The 13,062-nt window shown below is 71.9% G+C and carries 14 protein-coding genes and 7 pseudogenes; 10 read left to right on the top strand and 11 right to left on the bottom strand.

Annotation, left to right across the window (positions count from 1 at the left end; all coding sequences use genetic code 11):
• Window positions 1-72: 72 nt before the first annotated feature.
• The 4 genes and pseudogenes from ACRAWC_RS20955 to ACRAWC_RS20940 all read left to right on the top strand — a co-directional run bounded on the left by ACRAWC_RS20955 (window position 73) and on the right by ACRAWC_RS20940 (window position 2,690).
• Window positions 73-558, top strand: a complete 486-nt coding sequence (locus ACRAWC_RS20955; RefSeq protein ID WP_431219220.1) for a hypothetical protein — start codon at window positions 73-75, stop codon at window positions 556-558.
• The gene (locus ACRAWC_RS20950; RefSeq protein ID WP_431349561.1) at window positions 555-1,712 is read left to right on the top strand and encodes a polysaccharide deacetylase family protein; all 1,158 of its coding nucleotides are present in this window, start codon (window positions 555-557) and stop codon (window positions 1,710-1,712) included. Before ACRAWC_RS20955 ends, ACRAWC_RS20950 begins: the two co-directional genes overlap by 4 nt.
• Window positions 1,661-2,209, top strand: a pseudogene (locus ACRAWC_RS20945) (glycosyltransferase family 2 protein); the annotation flags it as partial. The gene ACRAWC_RS20950 and the pseudogene ACRAWC_RS20945, both read left to right, overlap by 52 nt.
• 73 nt (window positions 2,210-2,282) lie before the next feature.
• Entirely contained in the window at window positions 2,283-2,690 is a 408-nt protein-coding gene (locus ACRAWC_RS20940) for a hypothetical protein (RefSeq protein WP_431350002.1), read from the top strand.
• An 18-nt stretch (window positions 2,691-2,708) separates the two neighbouring features.
• Here the strand turns inward: ACRAWC_RS20940 and ACRAWC_RS20935 are convergent.
• A pseudogene (locus tag ACRAWC_RS20935) lies at window positions 2,709-3,395 on the bottom strand (NAD(P)H-binding protein); the annotation flags it as partial.
• Window positions 3,396-3,604: 209 nt separating this feature from the next.
• On the opposite strand from ACRAWC_RS20935, the gene ACRAWC_RS20930 reads away from it, so the two are divergent.
• Complete coding sequence (locus ACRAWC_RS20930) at window positions 3,605-4,540, top strand: cupin domain-containing protein (RefSeq protein WP_431245875.1); 936 nt, start codon at window positions 3,605-3,607, stop codon at window positions 4,538-4,540.
• Here the strand turns inward: ACRAWC_RS20930 and ACRAWC_RS20925 are convergent.
• Window positions 4,515-5,252 carry an SDR family oxidoreductase gene (locus tag ACRAWC_RS20925; RefSeq protein ID WP_431245874.1) on the bottom strand — a complete coding sequence of 246 codons (738 nt, stop codon included), beginning with the start codon at window positions 5,250-5,252 and terminating at the stop codon, window positions 4,515-4,517. The genes ACRAWC_RS20930 and ACRAWC_RS20925 overlap by 26 nt on opposite strands.
• On the opposite strand from ACRAWC_RS20925, the pseudogene ACRAWC_RS20920 reads away from it, so the two are divergent.
• The 3 genes and pseudogenes from ACRAWC_RS20920 to ACRAWC_RS20910 all read left to right on the top strand — a co-directional run bounded on the left by ACRAWC_RS20920 (window position 5,218) and on the right by ACRAWC_RS20910 (window position 7,128).
• Window positions 5,218-6,396 (top strand): annotated as a pseudogene (locus tag ACRAWC_RS20920) (helix-turn-helix transcriptional regulator). The gene ACRAWC_RS20925 and the pseudogene ACRAWC_RS20920 overlap by 35 nt on opposite strands.
• Window positions 6,348-6,650, top strand: coding sequence for a hypothetical protein (locus tag ACRAWC_RS20915; protein WP_431219215.1), 303 nt, complete (start codon window positions 6,348-6,350; stop codon window positions 6,648-6,650). Before ACRAWC_RS20920 ends, ACRAWC_RS20915 begins: the two are co-directional and overlap by 49 nt.
• A gap of 106 nt (window positions 6,651-6,756) precedes the next feature.
• Window positions 6,757-7,128, top strand: coding sequence for an alpha/beta fold hydrolase (locus ACRAWC_RS20910; RefSeq protein WP_431245872.1), 372 nt, complete (start codon window positions 6,757-6,759; stop codon window positions 7,126-7,128).
• Between the two features lie 34 nt (window positions 7,129-7,162).
• Here the strand turns inward: ACRAWC_RS20910 and ACRAWC_RS20905 are convergent, their stop codons facing one another.
• The 6 genes and pseudogenes from ACRAWC_RS20905 to ACRAWC_RS20880 all read right to left on the bottom strand — a co-directional run bounded on the left by ACRAWC_RS20905 (window position 7,163) and on the right by ACRAWC_RS20880 (window position 8,891).
• Window positions 7,163-7,366, bottom strand: a complete 204-nt coding sequence (locus ACRAWC_RS20905; RefSeq protein WP_431349560.1) for a hypothetical protein — start codon at window positions 7,364-7,366, stop codon at window positions 7,163-7,165.
• Window positions 7,363-7,779, bottom strand: coding sequence for a DUF1206 domain-containing protein (locus ACRAWC_RS20900; protein ID WP_431349559.1), 417 nt, complete (start codon window positions 7,777-7,779; stop codon window positions 7,363-7,365). The genes ACRAWC_RS20905 and ACRAWC_RS20900 overlap by 4 nt, the downstream gene beginning before the upstream one ends.
• 63 nt (window positions 7,780-7,842) lie before the next feature.
• Window positions 7,843-7,968: pseudogene (locus tag ACRAWC_RS20895) on the bottom strand (DUF1206 domain-containing protein); the annotation flags it as partial.
• A 127-nt stretch (window positions 7,969-8,095) separates the two neighbouring features.
• Window positions 8,096-8,365, bottom strand: a pseudogene (locus ACRAWC_RS20890) (DUF1206 domain-containing protein); the annotation flags it as partial.
• Window positions 8,362-8,655 carry a hypothetical protein gene (locus ACRAWC_RS20885; RefSeq protein WP_431349558.1) on the bottom strand — a complete coding sequence of 98 codons (294 nt, stop codon included), beginning with the start codon at window positions 8,653-8,655 and terminating at the stop codon, window positions 8,362-8,364. The pseudogene ACRAWC_RS20890 and the gene ACRAWC_RS20885, both read right to left, overlap by 4 nt.
• Window positions 8,628-8,891 carry a hypothetical protein gene (locus ACRAWC_RS20880; protein WP_431349557.1) on the bottom strand — a complete coding sequence of 88 codons (264 nt, stop codon included), beginning with the start codon at window positions 8,889-8,891 and terminating at the stop codon, window positions 8,628-8,630. Before ACRAWC_RS20880 ends, ACRAWC_RS20885 begins: the two co-directional genes overlap by 28 nt.
• A 410-nt stretch (window positions 8,892-9,301) precedes the next feature.
• Between ACRAWC_RS20880 and dcd the strand changes: the two are divergent.
• A pseudogene (gene dcd, locus ACRAWC_RS20875) lies at window positions 9,302-9,907 on the top strand (dCTP deaminase).
• Between the two features lie 33 nt (window positions 9,908-9,940).
• Window positions 9,941-10,468: a hypothetical protein gene (locus ACRAWC_RS20870; protein ID WP_431349556.1), complete on the top strand. Its 528-nt coding sequence runs from the start codon at window positions 9,941-9,943 to the stop codon at window positions 10,466-10,468.
• A gap of 871 nt (window positions 10,469-11,339) precedes the next feature.
• Here the strand turns inward: ACRAWC_RS20870 and idi are convergent.
• The 3 genes and pseudogenes from idi to ACRAWC_RS20855 form a co-directional block, all read right to left on the bottom strand.
• Window positions 11,340-11,872: pseudogene (gene idi / locus ACRAWC_RS20865) on the bottom strand (isopentenyl-diphosphate Delta-isomerase).
• Window positions 11,869-12,096: a hypothetical protein gene (locus ACRAWC_RS20860; RefSeq protein WP_431349555.1), complete on the bottom strand. Its 228-nt coding sequence runs from the start codon at window positions 12,094-12,096 to the stop codon at window positions 11,869-11,871. Before ACRAWC_RS20860 ends, idi begins: the two are co-directional and overlap by 4 nt.
• A complete protein-coding gene (locus ACRAWC_RS20855) occupies window positions 12,066-12,950 on the bottom strand; it encodes a hypothetical protein (RefSeq protein ID WP_431349554.1) in 885 nt (294 codons plus the stop codon). The genes ACRAWC_RS20860 and ACRAWC_RS20855 overlap by 31 nt, the downstream gene beginning before the upstream one ends.
• Window positions 12,951-13,062: the final 112 nt, after the last annotated feature.

Raw genomic sequence — 13,062 nt, 5'->3', positions numbered from 1 at the left:
TCTGAACGATGTCTCAGACCCGAGCGGTGGGCGGCGTCCCCCGGAAAGGGGACGTTCTCGTAGAATCTCTGCGTGGTGGATGACGAACTCGCGCGCTCCGGCGTGCCCGACGCGGCAGGCGTGCCCGTGTTCGTCGATGCATCGGGGCGTCGCTTCCGCCGGGTCCGCATCCTGGGTGCGGTGGTGTTGGGGCTGGTCGCGCTCTACGTCGCACTGGTCGTGAGCGCGTTCCTCGGGGGCCCGCGGATCGGCATCCCGCTGCTCCCGATGCCGGAACCGCCCGCCAGCGCGAGTGGCCCCGGCGCCGCCCCGTCCACTCCCGTGGCGACGCCGTCGCCTGCCTCGGACCCGGTCGCCACGAGCGCACCCGAGCAGCCGGTGGTCGCCGTCGCGCCGGCGCCCGCCCCGCAGCCGGCCGCCACATCCGCTCCCGGGCACGCTGCGACCACACCGCCGTCCTCACGGCCGTCGCCCACCGCGTCGCCGTCGCCCGCATCCACCCCGCCCGGCAAGAGCGCGACCGCACCGGGGCAGAGCAAGAGACCCACCCGCCCGTGAGGCGCGCCGCTCCCCGCGGGGCCCGCGGGCCGCTGCGTGCGCACTGGGTCGTGCTCGCCGCCATCCTGATCGCGGTGTCCGTGTCGCTGCTGGTCCAGGGGTACACGCAGCACCTCGCCGGCATCGGGGATGACGCGGTGACGGCGTCCGGATCCGCGGGGCGCGTGCCGTCGGCGGTCGCGTCCGGCGGCCCGGTCATCGATTCCCGTGGCGAGACGCCGCGGACGGCAGGCCCACGACCCCGCACGATCGCGCTGACGTTCGACGACGGCCCGGACCCGCGCTGGACGCCCGAGATCCTCCAGCTCCTCCGCCGCCATCACGCCCACGCCACCTTCTTCATGGTCGGGACGGAGGCGATCGCCCATCCGGACCTCGTCCGCCAGGTCGTGGCGGGCGGCAACGAGGTCGGCGTGCACACCCTCACGCACGTCGACCTGAGCACGGTGCCGGAGTGGCGGCGCCGGCTGGAGGTCCAGACCGCTCAGCAGGCGATCGTCGACGCGACCGGGCAGACCACGTCGCTGCTCCGGCCGCCGTACAGCTCCGAGAACGACGCGGTCACCGACGGGATGTGGACCGCGATCCGCTCCGTCGGCGCGGACGGCTACCTGACCGTGCTGTCGACCCGGGACGGCGAGGATTGGCGACGTCCGGGAGCACCCGCCATCGAGCGGGCGATCGAGCCGACCGACGGCTCCGGCCAGGTAGTGCTGCTCCACGACGGCGGCGGGGACCGCAGCCAGACCGTGCGGGCGCTCGACAGCGCGCTCTCCCGGCTGGACGCCGAGGGCTACACGGTCACAACAGTCGGCCGGGCGGTCGGCCTGGGACCGACGATGCAGAACGCCTCGGCGCCCGAGCGCGTGGCGGCCGCCATGACGGTGTGGGGCATCCGGATGAGCGGCGCCGTCGTCGACGCCATCACGATCGCGCTCGTCGTGAGCGGCCTGGTCATGCTCGTCCGCGTCGTGCTCGTGATGGCGACCGCGGTGCGGCACCGCCGGAGCACACGCGGGCGTCATCGTCCCGAGGCGCCCGCCCGGCCGGAGGCCACGGAGCCGGTGACCGTCATCGTCCCGGCGTACAACGAGCGGCGGGGATCGAGGCGGCCGTCCGGTCGCTCGTCGCCTCCACGCATCCCGTCGAGGTGATCGTGGTGGACGACGGCTCGACCGACGGCACCGCGGACATCGTGGCGGGGCTCGGTCTGCCGGTCCGTCTCATCCGCCAGCGCAACGGCGGCAAGCCGTCGGCGCTCAACGCGGGCCTTCGGGCGGCGCAGAACGACATCGTGGTCATGGTGGACGGCGACACGGTCTTCGAGCCCGGAACCGTGCATGCGCTGATCCAGCCGCTGAGCGATCCCTCCGTCGGCGCCGTCTCCGGCAACACCAAGATCGTGAACCGGCAGGGGATCCTCGGCTCCTGGCAGCACATCGAGTACGTCGTCGGGTTCAACCTCGACCGCCGTCTCTTCGACGTGGCCGAGTGCATGCCGACCGTGCCGGGCGCGATCGGCGCGTTCCGCCGTTCGGCGCTCGAACGGATCGGAGGGGTGAGCGACGACACCCTCGCCGAGGACACCGACCTCACGATGGCCCTGTGCCGCGACGGCTGGCGCGTGGTCTACGAGGACGGCGCGCGTGCGTGGACGGAGGCCCCGGCGTCGCTCGGCGCGCTCTGGAAGCAGCGGTACCGCTGGTGCTGGGACCATCCAGGCCATGTGGAAGCACCGCGGCGCGCTCGTCCAGGGCGGTCAGGCGGGCAAGCTGGGCCGTCGCGGCCTGATCTACCTCCTGGTGCTCCAGGTGCTCCTCCCGCTGTTCGCCCCGGTGGTGGACCTCTTCGCGGTGTACGGGCTGATCTTCCTGGATCCGGTGCGCATCGCCGCCCTCTGGCCTGCGTTCCTGGCGGTGCAGTTCGGGATGGCCTGGTACGCGTTCCGGATCGACCGTGAGCGCCTGAAGCCGTTGTGGACGCTGCCCCTGCAGCAGGTGGTCTACCGCCAGCTGATGTACCTAGTGGTGATCCAGTCCGTGTTCACGGCCGTCGCGGGCACCCGGCTGCGCTGGCACCGGATGGAGCGGTACGGCTCGCTCGCCGTGCGCGCCCAGCCCGACCAGGGCTGAACACCGCTTCCGGCTACGTCAGGCTCCGGCGCGCACCTCCCGCCGCGCCCAGTCCTCGAAGGCCGTCGCCGGGCGCCCGAGCACCGCTTCGACGTCGGAGCTGAGGTAGGCGTCGGAGCCGGAGGCGATCCCGCGGAGCATCGCCATCCGCCACTCGATGTAGCCGTCGGGCAGTCCTTGGCTGCGCAGTCGCTCGATGTGGACGGTGTCCAGTTCGGAGACGTAGCGGGTGGTCCGTCCGGACACCTCGGTGAGGATGCGCGCCGCCTCGTCGAAGTCGATGGCGTGCGGGCCGGAGAGCTCGAGGATGCGCCCGCCGAAGTCGTCGCCGGTCAGCGCGGCCGCGGCGACGTCGGCGATGTCGTCCACGTCGATGAACGGCTCCCGGCCGTCGCCCACGGGCGCGTAGAAGGCGCCGTCGTCGTCAGGCACGAACATCGCCTCGGTGAAGTTCTGGGCGAAGTGGCTTGGCCGGAGGATGGTCCACTCGAGCGGGCCGCGGCTGAGGGCCGCCTCGGCGCGCGCAACGGCCCCGTCCGGGAGGAACTCGACGCCACGGGCCGAGAGGAGCACCGCGCGCCCGACGTGCAACTCGGCCGCGGTCGCCAGGAAGCGTTCGAGGAGCGGGCTCCAGTCGGACGCGGAGCCGGGGCCGACGATGAAGACGCCGTCCACATCCTGCAGCGCGGGCGCCCAGGTGCTCTCGTCGCGCCAGTCGAATCGGGGGTGGTGCTGCGGCCGACGGCGCGGACGGTGTGGCCCTGCGCTTCGAGTCGTTCGGCGAGGCGGCGGCCGGTTTTTCCGGTGCCGCCGAGGAGGAGGAGTGTTGACATGCCGATGATGCTAGTTGCGGCGCGGTGGACGGGAAATGTCCATTCTGCCCCGATCGATACGTGATCGTCTAATCTGGATGGATGGACGTGCTCGGCGATGTGCTCGAACGCGCCCGGGCCCGAGGTGCGGTCTTCTCGGTCCTGAGGCGCGTCGAACCGTGGGGTCTGCTGTTCGGCGGCTCCCGGGTGCTCACGGCGCACATCCTGCTGGACGGGCGGGCCTGGCTCGAGCAGGAAGGCGAGAAGCCGGTCGAACTCGAGCAGCGCGCCGTCCTCCTGATGACGTCGGGCACGGAGTACGCGATCGTGAGCGAGCCCGCGGCGCGGCGCGAGGCCATCCACGACGCCCGGGTCGCGGGCACCGTCACCGAGGCCGGACCCTCGGCGACCGTGCTCTGCGGCGCCTACACGCTCGAAGGGAGCGTCGCCGCCGCGGTGCTGTCCGAGCTTCCGCGACCGGTGGTGATCCCGCCGGCCTGGCAGGAGCCGACGCACCGGCTGGCGATCCAGCTGCTCGCCGACGAGGCCGCGCGGGAGACGCCCGGCCAGCAGGCCCTCCTCGACCGGTTGCTCGACACCAATCTCGTGTACGCGCTGCGCGCCTGGTGGCTGCACTCGGCCGAGACCGCGCCGGGATGGTTCACCGCGCTCGCGGACCCGGACCTGCGCCGCGTGCTCGAGGCGATCCATGCCCGGCCGGCGGATCCATGGACCCTGCCCGAGCTGGCCAGGGTCGCACGGATGTCGCGCTCCGGGTTCGCGGGCCGGTTCAGCCGCCAGGTCGGCGTCGCGCCCGCGGCTTACCTCACGGCCGTCCGGATGGAGCGGGCGGAGGAGGCGCTGCGGCACACCGACGCGACGCTGGGCGAGATCGCGACGGCGGTCGGGTACAGCAACCCGTTCGCCTTCGCCACGGCCTTCCGCCGGTACCACGGGATCGCCCCCGGTCGCTGGAGGCAGCGGGCCCGCGGCGAGGATTTCGCCGAGACGGTCAGCCCTGCACCGTCGGGCGGATGACGATCTCGTTCACATCCACCTCGTCCGGCTGGGAGATGGCGTATCCGATGGCGGCGGCGACCGCCGACGCGGGCATGGCGATCGCCTCGGCAGCCGCCCGCGCCGCGCCCTGGGCCTCGGCGCTTCCGCCGCGCTCGGTGAGCTCGCTCCGGGTGAGCCCCGGGCTGATCACCGTCACGCGCACATCCCGGCTCTCCTGGCGGAGACCCTCCGACAGCGCCGAGACGGCGAACTTGGTCGCGCTGTAGACCGCGGCGGTGGGATCGACGCGTCGGCCCGAGACGGACGACACGGTGACGATGTGGCCGCGGCCACGCTCGGTCATGTGCGGGAGGGCGGCCGCGATGCCGTTGAGCACGCCGCGCAGGTTGACGTCGATCATCTGCTCCCACTCGTCCACCCGGAGGTCGGCCAGCGGCGAGAGCGCCATGACGCCCGCGTTGTTGACCAGCACGTCGATGCGGCCGTGCGCCCGCACCGCGGCGTCGATGGCGGAGCGGACGCTCCTGGAGTCGGTGACGTCGAGCGTCGCCACCTCGATCTCGCCGCCACGGCGGCGGACGTCATCGGCGAGGGCGTCGAGGCGGTCGGTGCGGCGGGCGCCCGCGATCACCAGGTGGCCCTCGGCGGCGAGGCGCCGGGCCGTGGCCTCGCCGATCCCGCTGCTGGCGCCGGTGATGAACACGATCTTCTTCTTCTCGGGGGGCAGCATGTCTTCCTTCTGGTGGTGCGTGAACAGAGTCGGGAAGCGAGTCCACCACCGCCGGGGCGGCTGTGGAAGGCAGCCGTGGCCGGTGTGCGGCACACCCTGTCTCATCGCGGCCGCCGGAGCCGCCTTCGTCGTGCCTCCGGCCCCGTACCATGGAGCCGTGGCGAACCGCGACGAGACGCAGCTCGGCGCGTTCCTCCGGGCGACGCGCGCGAGCACGACGCCGGACGCCGCGGGATTCGGCGGCGGAGGCACGTCGGGTCGCCGGGTGCCCGGGCTGCGCCGCGAGGAGGTCGCGGTGCTCGCCGGGGTCAGCGTCGACTACTACGCGCGCCTCGAACAGGGCCGCGAACGGAACCCGTCGCCGCAGGTGCTGGACGCGATCGGCAGTGCCCTCCGACTCCCGCCCGAGGCGCGCGAGCACCTGTTCCGCCTGGCCGGCGTCTCTCCGCAGGCCGCCCGTCCGGAGCCGTCCGACGAGGTGCATCCCGCTCTGCTCGAAGTGCTCACGACATCGCGCGGAGCGGCCGCGTACGTGCTGGGCCGGGCCTTCGACGTGCTGGCCACCAACGACATCGCCGCTGAGCTGCTGGCGCCCTTCGGGACCGAGCGCAACATGGTGCGGGTGCTGTTCACGCATCCCCGGGCCGCCGAGGTGTTCCCTGGGCTCGACGAGCTGCGCGCGCCAACACGGTCGGCGCGCTCCGGCTGAACCTCGGCCTGTTCCCCGGCGATCCCCGGATCCGGACCGTGCTCGCAGATGGCCGGCGCCTCCCCGGAGTTCTGGGAGCTCTGGCGGCGCAACCGCGTCAACAAGCTGACGCGCGCCTTCAAGGTGTTCCAGCATCCGGTCGCCGGTCGCATCGAGCTGACCTACCAGACCTTCGAGACCGTGGATGCGCCGGGCCAGCAGCTGCTGATCGGCACGCCGGCGTCCGGGAGCAGCAGCGAGGCGGCCCTCCGCAGGCTGGCATCCGCCGGCCCGGGTGACGAGCGGCCGAAGGGGGTGCGGTACACCCCGGCCGGCGGAGCCTTGTCGGCGGCCGCCCAGGGCCCCACTGTGGACGTACCCGGAACCGCTTCGAGAGACGAGACACCATGCCCGAGATCCTGGAGATCACCACCCTCCGCCCCGCCCCCGGTCTGACCCCGGCCGACTTCGTCGCGGCCAACGAGGACATCGACGCCTACCTGCGGCGGCAGGAGGGCTTCCTCTGGCGCCGCATCTCCGTGCGCGACGACGGGATGGTGGTGGACATCGTGGCCTACGACAGCCTGGAGCATGCGGAGCGGGGCGCCGACGGCATCACCGGCGAGATGGGCGGATCCCCGGTGCACGCCACGATCGACCACAGCACGGTCGACTGGCGGCTCACGAGCGTCATCCACGCGGTGGACTGACCGCGGCACGTCCTCCGGCCGCCACTGGTGCACGCCCGCCCGTGCTGCCAGACTGGCGCCGTTTCCGCCCGTCGATGGCGCAGACGAGACCCAGAGGAGAGCACAGATGAGCATCACAGAACCGTCGCCGAACGGTCGGCCGACCGTCGTCCTGGTCCACGGGGCGTTCGCCGAATCGTCCAGCTGGAACGGCGTCATCGCGGGGCTCCTCGCCGACGGCTTCCCCGTGATCGCGGCCGCGAATCCGCTTCGCGGCGTGGCGTCCGACGCCGCTTACGTCCGCACGCTCCTGGGCGACGTCAGTGGGGACCTGATCCTCGTCGGCCACTCCTACGGCGGCGCGGTGATCACGAACGCGGCGAAGGGACTGGACCAGGTCAAGGCGCTCGTCTTCGTCGGCGCCTTCGCGCCCGACGAGGGGAGAGCGCGGGGCAGCTCGCGGGCAAGTACGAGGGCGGCACCCTCGGTGACACCCTGACGGCGGTCGATCTCGGCGCGCAGGGCAACGACCTCTACATCGTCCAGAGCCGGTACCACGACCAGTTCGCCGCCGATTCGCCGGCCGACGTCACGGCGGCCATGGCGGTGACGCAGCGTCCGATCCGGGAGGCGGCGCTCAACGAGGCGTCGGGCGCACCCGCGTGGCGCGACATCCCCTCGTGGTTCCTGTTCGGCTCCGAGGACAAGAACATCCCCGCCGAGAGCCACCGCTTCATGGCGGAACGCCGCGGGGTCGCGGCACACCGTCGAGGTCGCGGGCGGATCGCACACGGTCGGCATCCCGGAGGCGGCGCAGGTCGTCGCGCTGATCCGCGAGGCGGCCGACGCGGTCGCCGGCTGAGACGCCGACGCCGACGCCGAGGGCGCCGCACGCGCACCTCGCGCGCCGCGTCAGAACCGCGCCAGGTACGCCCTCGCCGCGTTGTACGCGCCCGACGCGATCAGCCCCGCGCCCAGTGCGAACAGGATGGTGGGCTCCGAGCGGGAGCCGCTCGAGCGACTCCATAGCGCCGTCCAGGCCCGTCGCGTCGTCCGGCCGCGCGGTGACCGCCGCGACGACGAAGAGCACCCCGGCCACGCCGACGACGACGCCCTTGGAGAGGTAGCCGACCGTGCCGAGGATGAGCATCCCGAGCCGCGCGTGCCCGCTCGGCATCGTGATGTCCCGCGTGAACGTCTGACGGACGCCCTTCGACATGAAGTAGCCGCCGATCCCGACGGTGGCGATGCCGACCAGCGCGAGCAGCACCGGGCCGCCCGGGAGGGAAAGGATGCCAGCGCTCAGGTCGCGCGTCGTCTGGCGGGCGTGGGTCGGGTGCCCCTGCGCGAAGGCGAGTGGCCGTCAGCCCGAGCGCGAGGTACGCCGCCGCCTTGCCGAGATTCGTCGCCCGCGCCCACCACTTCTTCGTCTCCGTGCTGCCGGTGACGAGTGCGGTCTGGATGATCAGCCAGAGCGCGAGCGCGAACAGTCCGGCCACGCTGATCCAGAGCACGACGAATCCGCCGGGCACCTTCGCCACCGCCTCGAGGGCGCCGGTCTGGTCCGCCTCCCCGAAGTGGTTGATGCCGAGTTGCACGGCGAGCGCGCCGAGCAGCACCTGCAGCAGTGCGCTCGCGCCGAAGCCGCGCGCGCGAGCACCTCGAGCACCTTGTTGTCGCCCGCCGTACGGGCCGCCCGCCCGCAACTCCCGTTTGGCGCCCGCGGCCGAGGTCATGTGCCGTGCACCTGCTTCTGCGACATCGGGTCCTCGATCGGCTCGCCCTCGACGCGGACCGTGCGCCAGGTGTCCAGCGCGATGACCCCGCCGAGCACGGCGAGGGACAGGGCGACACGGACGCGGTGGTGTCGCTGATCCGAGTGGTATCCGAGGTAGAGCCGGCTGACGATCTGCAGCACGATGCCGAACACGGCGACGGCGAAAGCGAGCACGGTGACCCACGGGCGCTGGATGCGGCTCGCGATCAGGAACGCGAGGATCAGCAGGAAGTCGGAGGTTCCCAGCACGTGGCCGGAGGAACGAGAACGAGTGGTCCGGCCCGAACAGCATCAGGCCGATCGGCGGCCGTGGATGCCTGCACGATCGGGGCCAGCACGCCCGCGAGCAGGACACCGGTCAGCATCCCCGCTGCCAGCAGCACCGGCCGCCACAGGTGCCGTGCGGCCACGATCCACACCACGACCACGACGAGCACGATGATCGGCATCGCGATCGGCCCGAAGATGATGGCCAGCCCGATCATGAACCCGGTCGTCTCGTTCGAGCGGAGGGCGTTGATCCCACTTCTCCACCGGCAGGTCGAGCCGCTCGAAGCCGGTGTGGGTGGCCACCCCGACGAGCAGGAACAGGAAGGCCGCGAGGCCGACCGCGACGAGCACGACCGACGTGATGTAGAGCCGTCGCCGCGCCTCCGCCGGGATGTAGCGCTCCTCCACGACGAACTTCTGGTTCCACTCGGAGAGCGCGCGTCTTCTTTCCGGAGTCGGTGCTCGTCATCGGGTGCACCGGGCTAGGGTTTCGGGCCTGTCATGCGTCGGGTGGTCCTCGGGTCTTCCTCGTGAGATGAAACTCGCCTTGTAACGTACGCCGAAGTGGGCCGGAGGGGAATCGCACGCCCTGACTCGTCGCGCGGTCACCCGGTAGGCTGGCCCCGTGCTTCTCTCCGATCGCGACATCAAAGCCGAGCTGGGTGCTGGCCGGATCGCCCTGGAGCCGTTCGAGCCGGCGATGGTCCAGCCGTCGAGCGTCGATGTGCGGCTCGACCGGTTCTTCCGGCTGTTCGACAACCACCGGTACCCGTTCATCGACCCGGCGGAGGACCAGCCGGAGCTGACGCGGTTCGTCGAGGTGGATGCCGACCAGCCGTTCATCCTGCACCCGGGGGAGTTCGTGCTCGGCCTCGACGTTCGAGCTCGTCAGCCTCCCAGACGATGTTGCGGCGCGCCTGGAGGGCAAGAGCTCGCTCGGCCGGCTCGGGCTGTTGACCCACTCCACCGCCGGCTTCATCGACCCGGGGTTCTCGGGCCACGTGACCCTCGAGCTGAGCAACGTGGCGACGCTGCCGATCAAGCTGTGGCCGGGCATGAAGATCGGCCAGATGTGCTTCTTCCGGCTGTCGCTCCGCCGCCGAGAAGCCGTACGGTTCGGCCGAGTACTCCTCGCGGTACCAGGGGCAGCGCGGGCCCGACCGCATCCCGCTCGTACCTGAACTTCCACCGCACCGACGTGTCCACCACCGAAGCGGGCCGCCCGTCCTGACCTGATCCCTGACCGCCGACCGAGGGGGCACCCATGAGCGAGACCACCGACCGGGCGTTCGCGCGGGCCCTGATCAGCTCGGGGCCGATGGAGCACAACCCGCAGCGCATCCAGCTGTTCGGCCGTCTGGTCGGAAGCTGGAGCGCCGACGTCCGGCTGCTGGACGAGCGGACCGGGGTCTGGGCGGAGTCCGTGCAGGAGTGGATCTTCGCGTACACGCTCGGCGGCCGCGCCGTGCAGGACGTGCTCGTCAAGCGTGACGAGAGCGACCCCGACGGCGCCCGCGGGCGCGGATCCACCGTGCGCGTCTACGACACCCACGCTCGGCGCCTGGCGGGTCAGCTGGTTCGGCGCAGAGGCCGGCGACTTCTGCACCTCGTGGCCACCCCGTACCGCCGTGACGGGATCCGGCAGGACGGCACCCAGACCGACGGGCGGCCCATCCGCTGGAACTTCTCGAACATCACGGACGACTCGTTCGAGTGGGACGGCTGGGTCTCCGACGACGAGGGCCGCACCTGGTGGCTCGAGCAGCGCATCGACGCGACCCGCACCGGGTGAGGTCGCTGCCGTGTTCGACGACTTCGAAGTCCCCGAGCTGGACCGGACCGTCTGGCTGCCGCACTACCTGCCCGCCTGGAGCCTGCTGGCCGAGACACGGGCGAGCTACCTCATCCACGACTCGCACCTCGAGCTGAGCATCCCTCCCGAGCAGGGTCTGCGGTGCGGAGGCGATCACGAGCCGCCGCTGCGGGTGTCGGGACTGCAGACCGGCAACTCGGCGGGTCGGCACGACCGTCGGGCAGCAGCCGTACCAGGAGGCCTGACGGTGCGCGAGGAGCAGGCAGAGTTCCGCGGCTGCCTCGTCGATCGCGGGACGGTCGGGATGCGCGCCTCCCTCTACCTCGGTCCCCGGTCGATGGCGTCGCTGTGGCTGGTCGGCTTCGAGGATGCGCCCGGAACGCAGCGGGGAGCTGTGCGTGATGGAGGTCTTCGGCCGCGACGCGGACCCCCGACCAGGCACTCGTCGGCATGGGGTTCCACGCCTTCCGCGACCCGCGGCCGGCTCGAGGACTTCGAGCGGATGCGGGTTGGCGATCGACGCGACCGAGCCGCACGCGTACGAGGCGCATTGGGGACGGGCGAGGTGCGACTGTTCCGGGTGGACGGCCGCGTGGTGCGGATGCTGGATGCGCCTCCGCAGTACCTGCACGCAACTCATGCTGGCCGTGTTCGACTTCCCGGGCTGGCCGGACGAGCGTTCCGGAGCACCGTTTCGTACCGACTCTGTCGGTCGACCGGGTGTGGGCGAACTGATTCGTGCGTTCACGGATGCGGCTTCCGGCATACGCGTGGAAGACTTATCCACAACGAATTACACAGGTGGAAAATAGTGAGTCAGACTCACAGCTGACCTGAAGCTTCGAGTGCCTCATCCGCGTACCAGAGCGGGCAGCTGCAGCGTCAGCCACGGGCTGAACGCCCAGGGGGTCGCCTCCACCGACGAGAGCAGGGAGCCGCGGGTCCGCCCACGCCCACTCCGCGCCACCTCGGACGGCGACGGGTCGAGCTCGCCGACGATGGTCGCAGTGAAGACCGGGCACACCTCGAACTCGACGATGCCGGCGGCGTCCACCGCGCGGTAACGGAAGTCGGGGAGCACGCGCGCAGGGTTGTCGATCTTCGCGCCGAGCTCGTCGGCGGCGCGGCTGGCGGACCGCCTCCTCCATCGCCTCACCCGGGCCCGGGTGGCCGCAGAACAGGTTGCTGGTCCACACCCCGGGCCACGTCGCCTCGCCCAGGGCGCGGCGGGCGACCAGGATGCGTCCCTCCCCGTCGAAGAGGTGGCACGAGAACGCCAGGGTGCAGCGGGGTGTCGGTGGTGTGCACCGTGGCCTTGTCCGCCGTGCCGATCGGAGTGCCGTCCGCGGCGAGCAGCACGACCTCTTCGCGGGGTGGCGTCATGCGTCCATCCTAGGCTCGCCGGTCGGCGATCCTCCGTCCTTCTCGGCAGGCCTCCAGCCGAGGTTGCGGGCCATCGTCTCGAGGGTCGCCATGGTGGTGGCGTAGTCGCCCTCCGGGATGCCGCGCGCCAGCTCTCGGCGGACGCGTGCGACGCGTTCGGACGCGCGGTCATGGGCGGCGCGGCCCTCGTCGGTCAGGGTCGCCCGGTCCCCGTCGAACCACACCCAGCCGCGCTCGACGAAGTCCGCCAGGACGCGATGGATGCGGTATCCGCGACGGTGCCCGCGGTCGTGTCCGCGGCCCTGGTGCGGGTCGTCGGAGAAGGGATGGCCAGGGCGGCCGGGCGCGTACGCGGCGGCGCCGAAAGGGCCGTCAGCCGTGCCGCGCCGGGGAACGAGGCGCCGGGGGTCGGGCCGTATCCGCGTCCGTACCCGCGACCGCCGCGGAAGGGTGCGGCCGGGCCGTAGCCTGCGCGGGCGGCGCCGAAGGCGAAGCCGCGATCGAAGCCGCGGACGTATCCCCGCTCGAAGGCCTGCTCGAAATGGTGGTGGCCGTGGTGGTCGTGGTCGTGGTGGTGACCGTGGTCGTGGTGGTCGTGGTGGTCGTGGTCGTGCTCGTGGTCGAGTCCGTGGTCCTGCGGGTACTCGGGCCCGCCGCCGTGCTCGGGGTGGCGTCCGTGTCCGCGCTCATGCCCGGGCGCATGGCGCTCCGGCTCTGCGCTTCCGTCCGCGTCCGTCGGTCGCTCGTCGGGTTGCGTCTGCGGGCGTCCGCCGGTCTCGGCGTACGCCTGCTCGTCGCGGGGTTCCTGGCTGCGCCAGCCTGGGTGTGCGACGCGGCCGAAGCGCTCGCGGGGATCTCCGCTGCCCGCACGGTGCGGCCGTCGCCCGCCGTCGGGCAGGCGGTGCGCCAGCTCCTCGGGGGTGGCCGGACCGTCCGCGAGGGTGTGGAGGATGCGCCAGCTTCCGCGGCGCAGGTCCAGGTCGGCGAGCGCGTCGCGCATCCGCTCGTGCAGCCGGCCTTCGATCACGCCGAACCAGTATCCGGGCGGCGTCTGTGTGGAGTCGTCGATGTTCGTCATCGGTGGCTCTCCTTTCATTACATGTACTGTTACAAGTAAATGTATAGTTACATGCATGAATGGTGGGCGTCAAGACGATTCCGGGGTTCCGCCAGAAGCGGACATCGTGGCC

The organism is Leifsonia sp. L25 (assembly GCF_050632895.1).
The sequence above is the reverse complement of the archived record's forward strand: the minus strand, read 5'-3'. Positions and strand labels throughout refer to the sequence as shown.